The organism is Microbacterium sp. P2_F9 (assembly GCF_056403635.1).
In genome coordinates this window covers 1-3,433 of record NZ_JBFUFC010000289.1, presented here as the reverse complement: position 1 = coordinate 3,433, position 3,433 = coordinate 1, and the positions used below count along the sequence as shown (strand labels likewise).

Sequence of the window (3,433 nt, the reverse complement as noted above, 5' to 3'; positions counted from 1 at the left end):
ACGCACCCATACGATTTTGGCGACGTGACACTCACGACATTCTGGTGCGAGCTGGCTTCCGGCTCGCCCAAGCTGACGGAGCACGCTGAGGTGCGCTGGGTCGCGCCAGATGAGCTCGAAGCGCTCGACTGGGCGCCTGCGGACATACCGGCTGTGCGAATCGTCATCGCGGGCGGTGCCGCCGGACAACTACGGTCGACATAACTCGAACGAATTGCAGTCACGCGCAGCGAGCATGATTCCAAGGTCGGCCTCCCACCCGTTCGGGTCGAACGAGAGGGTTCGGCTCACGCGTCAAGCAGATTGTGCTGCTCGAAATCTCCGCGGCGGGCGCGCTCGATCGCCTCGAGCAGACGCGTTCGCAGCGTTCCAAAGAAGGTACGCCGTCTCGGTAATCGCGTCGTAATCGCCTTTCGAGCGCAACCGAAATCCCGCCGCTACTTGGAGTCGATCGGGTTCATGTAGTAGTTGTCGCTGCGCGGCCCGTCCGCGCCCGGCTCGCGTATGCGGGCCTCGGGCTGGCGTGGCCTCGACAAATCAGGTGTCAGAGCGACGATCGAACGACCCGAGGCCAAGAACTTCCGCCTTCGTGTGTCTGCGTCTTGAATGGTTTCCGCGGTGATGCGCAACGATCTGAGGATGGAAGTGAGCAACGCGTTGTCGAGACTCCAACCCTCGATGGCGCTATGCAGAGCTCTTCGCGAAGCGATAAGCCGATCTCGGTAGGCAGCGTAATCCGCCACGTCCGCCTCAATGAGCCGAACGAGAATGGCACGGAACTGACGTTGAGTCACCCACAGCTGGTCATAGGCATCACGAATCTGCCGTCGCTGAGCTTTCGTGAGCGATCGAGGTAGAGAAGTGTCAAACTCGGTGTCCACTCCTGTCTCCACACCGGTCGCACTACACAGGCAGCGACCTCTACACGACTCCTTGCGGGCCATGGCCTTCTTGCTCTCGCTCGCAGTTCAATCGTATCATGTGGCCTGACCACATTGGTGGGAGGGCAGTGGGGACGTCCTCCAAGCATCCTGAATGCCTGGCGAGCGGGGCCGCCCCATCCTAAGTCTCCACGGCCAAAACGACGCCTCGGCGACGCCCGTTTTCGTGTCGGCGACACCCTCGGTGTCGCCGACACCCTCGAGGCCCAGTCGCGACGCGTGCCCTCGACGCGAGATCTTGGGCCCCCGTGACCCGTTGTCCCTCTTCTCGTGATCATCGGCGCGAGTGAGATCCTGCTGCATGAGAAGCCAACGGATGTCGTCGTCCGGCGCGACGCCGAACCGATGCGCTGGCTCCGAAGCCGAACGACCACTACGGACCCGGATCGAGTCGCCCCGGTAGTTACCGCCGCGGCTTGCATACGGAGATGGGGTGCAGCCCGCCACCCCAATGCTTCAAACGGCGATAGCTTCACGACCCTCTCGACGGGGAGGTGTGCGGAGCGAGAACGGTGAGCGTGCTTTGGGGACTAGGCATCGTCGGAGCGGCGGGGACTCTCGCCGCGCTGGTGATGCCACGGCTCGGTACCTGACCACGTCAAGACGTACGCTTGCTCATCGCCTGACGGCTGAGCCCCGCCCAGGTCGAAAGCAATGCCCAGGAGACGCTGATCGTGCGCAGCGCGTCAACCAGCTCGTCGCGTTCATGGAGCAGTGAGCGCTCGGCCCGGTGGAGCTTGTCGAGCTGCTTGGAAATGTCACGCAGACGTGCGAGCCCCTGTTGCTGACTCCCCCATACGAGATCGAGCTCACGGCGCGCAGCCGCTGCGCGCTGTAGTTCGCGCAGCTCTGACTCACGCTCTCGAGCCACCGCCGCAGCCTTCTCGTTGGCCTCACGCTGCCTCGCGTATGCAGCCAAACGACGTGCATTCTTCTTCGAACTCCTACCTCGAGTCAGGCAACCTGGCTTACACGACATTGCCGACATTGCAAGGGATCGCGGGCAGTCCACAGAAAGTGCCTGCGTGCATTGCTCCTACTTGATCKGGAGGACGACGGGCGAGCAATTCTCGTCGTCTACATGTCCGCAGGACCGATCCATCGGGGCACTCTCAGGGGCTAACGGTGATCGGCCGGGCCCAGCTCAAATTGCTCCCGCAGCAGCGTCTCGTCGATTGCATACCAATTTCCGCCGTCGGTCGATCGCAACACGGGATAGCCATCAACGTTGAGAATCCGTTGCAAGGATGCCATGAGGCTGCCGAGGCGGCCGTGATCAATGCCGAGAGACTGGACCAGTTGAGCGCGTGACCGACCCGCTGGAGACGCCATCAATGTCGCGAGGGCCAGCGCCGAAATCTCTGGATCTGGCGCTGCACGCCCTGATCGCCTCCGTTGATCGGCGTACGTAGGTGATTTCACCAAAGCCAGGAGGAGGAGCGGCTGGACTAACTGTTTAGCTCCCGCTTGCTGCGCCCCTCGGACCTCCCTGCGCTCCTCCTCCACCACAAACTCTTCAAAGCTCATAAAGCCCGGGACGTCGACGGACCTCGTCTGCTGCGCCTCTCGTGCTTCCCTGAGCTCTTCCTGCTTCACGAACTCTTCAAAGTCGATGTATCCCATGTCTTCAAAGGACTCGTCATCCGCTATCTCGTGGGACTCAAAATCAGGAAACCGGGCATCCTCCTCCGCGTGAAGCTGCTGGAGATATGCTGCGCGAGATTCGCGCTCGGCCGCCGATATGGTCGCTTGCACCCCGGAATCGACCACCAAGCGGGCCGATTCGCGAGCGCGATACGCGGCCTCCCGCTCGCGCCTCATTTCGGCACGCAACGCTGCGTCCGGGTCGTCCGCGGTTTCAAAGGTGCGCCCGTCATTGCCCGTGATGCGCGTCCGGCCGGTCACGCCTGGACCCCACCCCTCGAGAATCTGCCGCATCTGCGGGCGACGCCGGATCTTTGGATACTCGTCGCCAGGGTCATCGTCCCCCTCACGCACCGATTCTCGCCGCCAGTACAGCGCCCACTGCATCTCGCGCAGAGCAACCTGTGCGAGAGCCTGCAGATACGGGAGCTCCCCCGCGGCTTGGGCGTCGGTCAGCTCGTCGTGTTCCCGAACGCCATGAACACGCTTGCCGTGCTCGACCGCAATCTCATTGAGATGGTCGTTTGCGTAATCACCAAACTCAAGGCTGATCTCCTCGTTCGTCGCCCAAAGCTTCGGCCACCCGGCTCCCCACTGAATTCCGAGGTTCTCAGCACCCTCTTCGTCTGTTGGGTCAAGGTCAGTCACAATGCCACCCCAACTTGCACCCGGTTGGTCGCGCGGATTTGATCACAGCCTCAGATTATGGCAATCCGTTGGTGAGGCACATCTGCGAATGTCGCAGTGAACATCCGCCGTGAGTCGCGCCGAAGAGACCTGGCACCGAGCCCAGGAATCCACCGCGACATCCATCGCTTCGAGTTGGTCTAGACACCCGGTCCGAACCC

At 62.2% G+C, this 3,433-nt stretch carries 4 protein-coding genes; 1 reads left to right on the top strand and 3 read right to left on the bottom strand.

The genetic code is table 11. The annotated features are described in order from the left end of the window. Window positions 1-204: NUDIX hydrolase (locus AC1DVT_RS18910; protein WP_477390789.1), on the top strand; the 204-nt coding region annotated here is incomplete at its 5' end. Window positions 205-437: 233 nt separating this feature from the next. On the opposite strand, the gene AC1DVT_RS18905 is transcribed toward AC1DVT_RS18910, so the two are convergent. The 3 genes from AC1DVT_RS18905 to AC1DVT_RS18895 form a co-directional block, all read right to left on the bottom strand. After that, window positions 438-881 carry a hypothetical protein gene (locus AC1DVT_RS18905; RefSeq protein WP_477390787.1) on the bottom strand — a complete coding sequence of 148 codons (444 nt, stop codon included), beginning with the start codon at window positions 879-881 and terminating at the stop codon, window positions 438-440. A gap of 658 nt (window positions 882-1,539) precedes the next feature. Further along, complete coding sequence (locus AC1DVT_RS18900) at window positions 1,540-1,860, bottom strand: hypothetical protein (protein WP_477390786.1); 321 nt, start codon at window positions 1,858-1,860, stop codon at window positions 1,540-1,542. A 200-nt stretch (window positions 1,861-2,060) separates the two neighbouring features. Next, window positions 2,061-3,233, bottom strand: a complete 1,173-nt coding sequence (locus AC1DVT_RS18895) for a hypothetical protein (RefSeq protein WP_477390784.1) — start codon at window positions 3,231-3,233, stop codon at window positions 2,061-2,063. Window positions 3,234-3,433 lie beyond the last annotated feature (200 nt).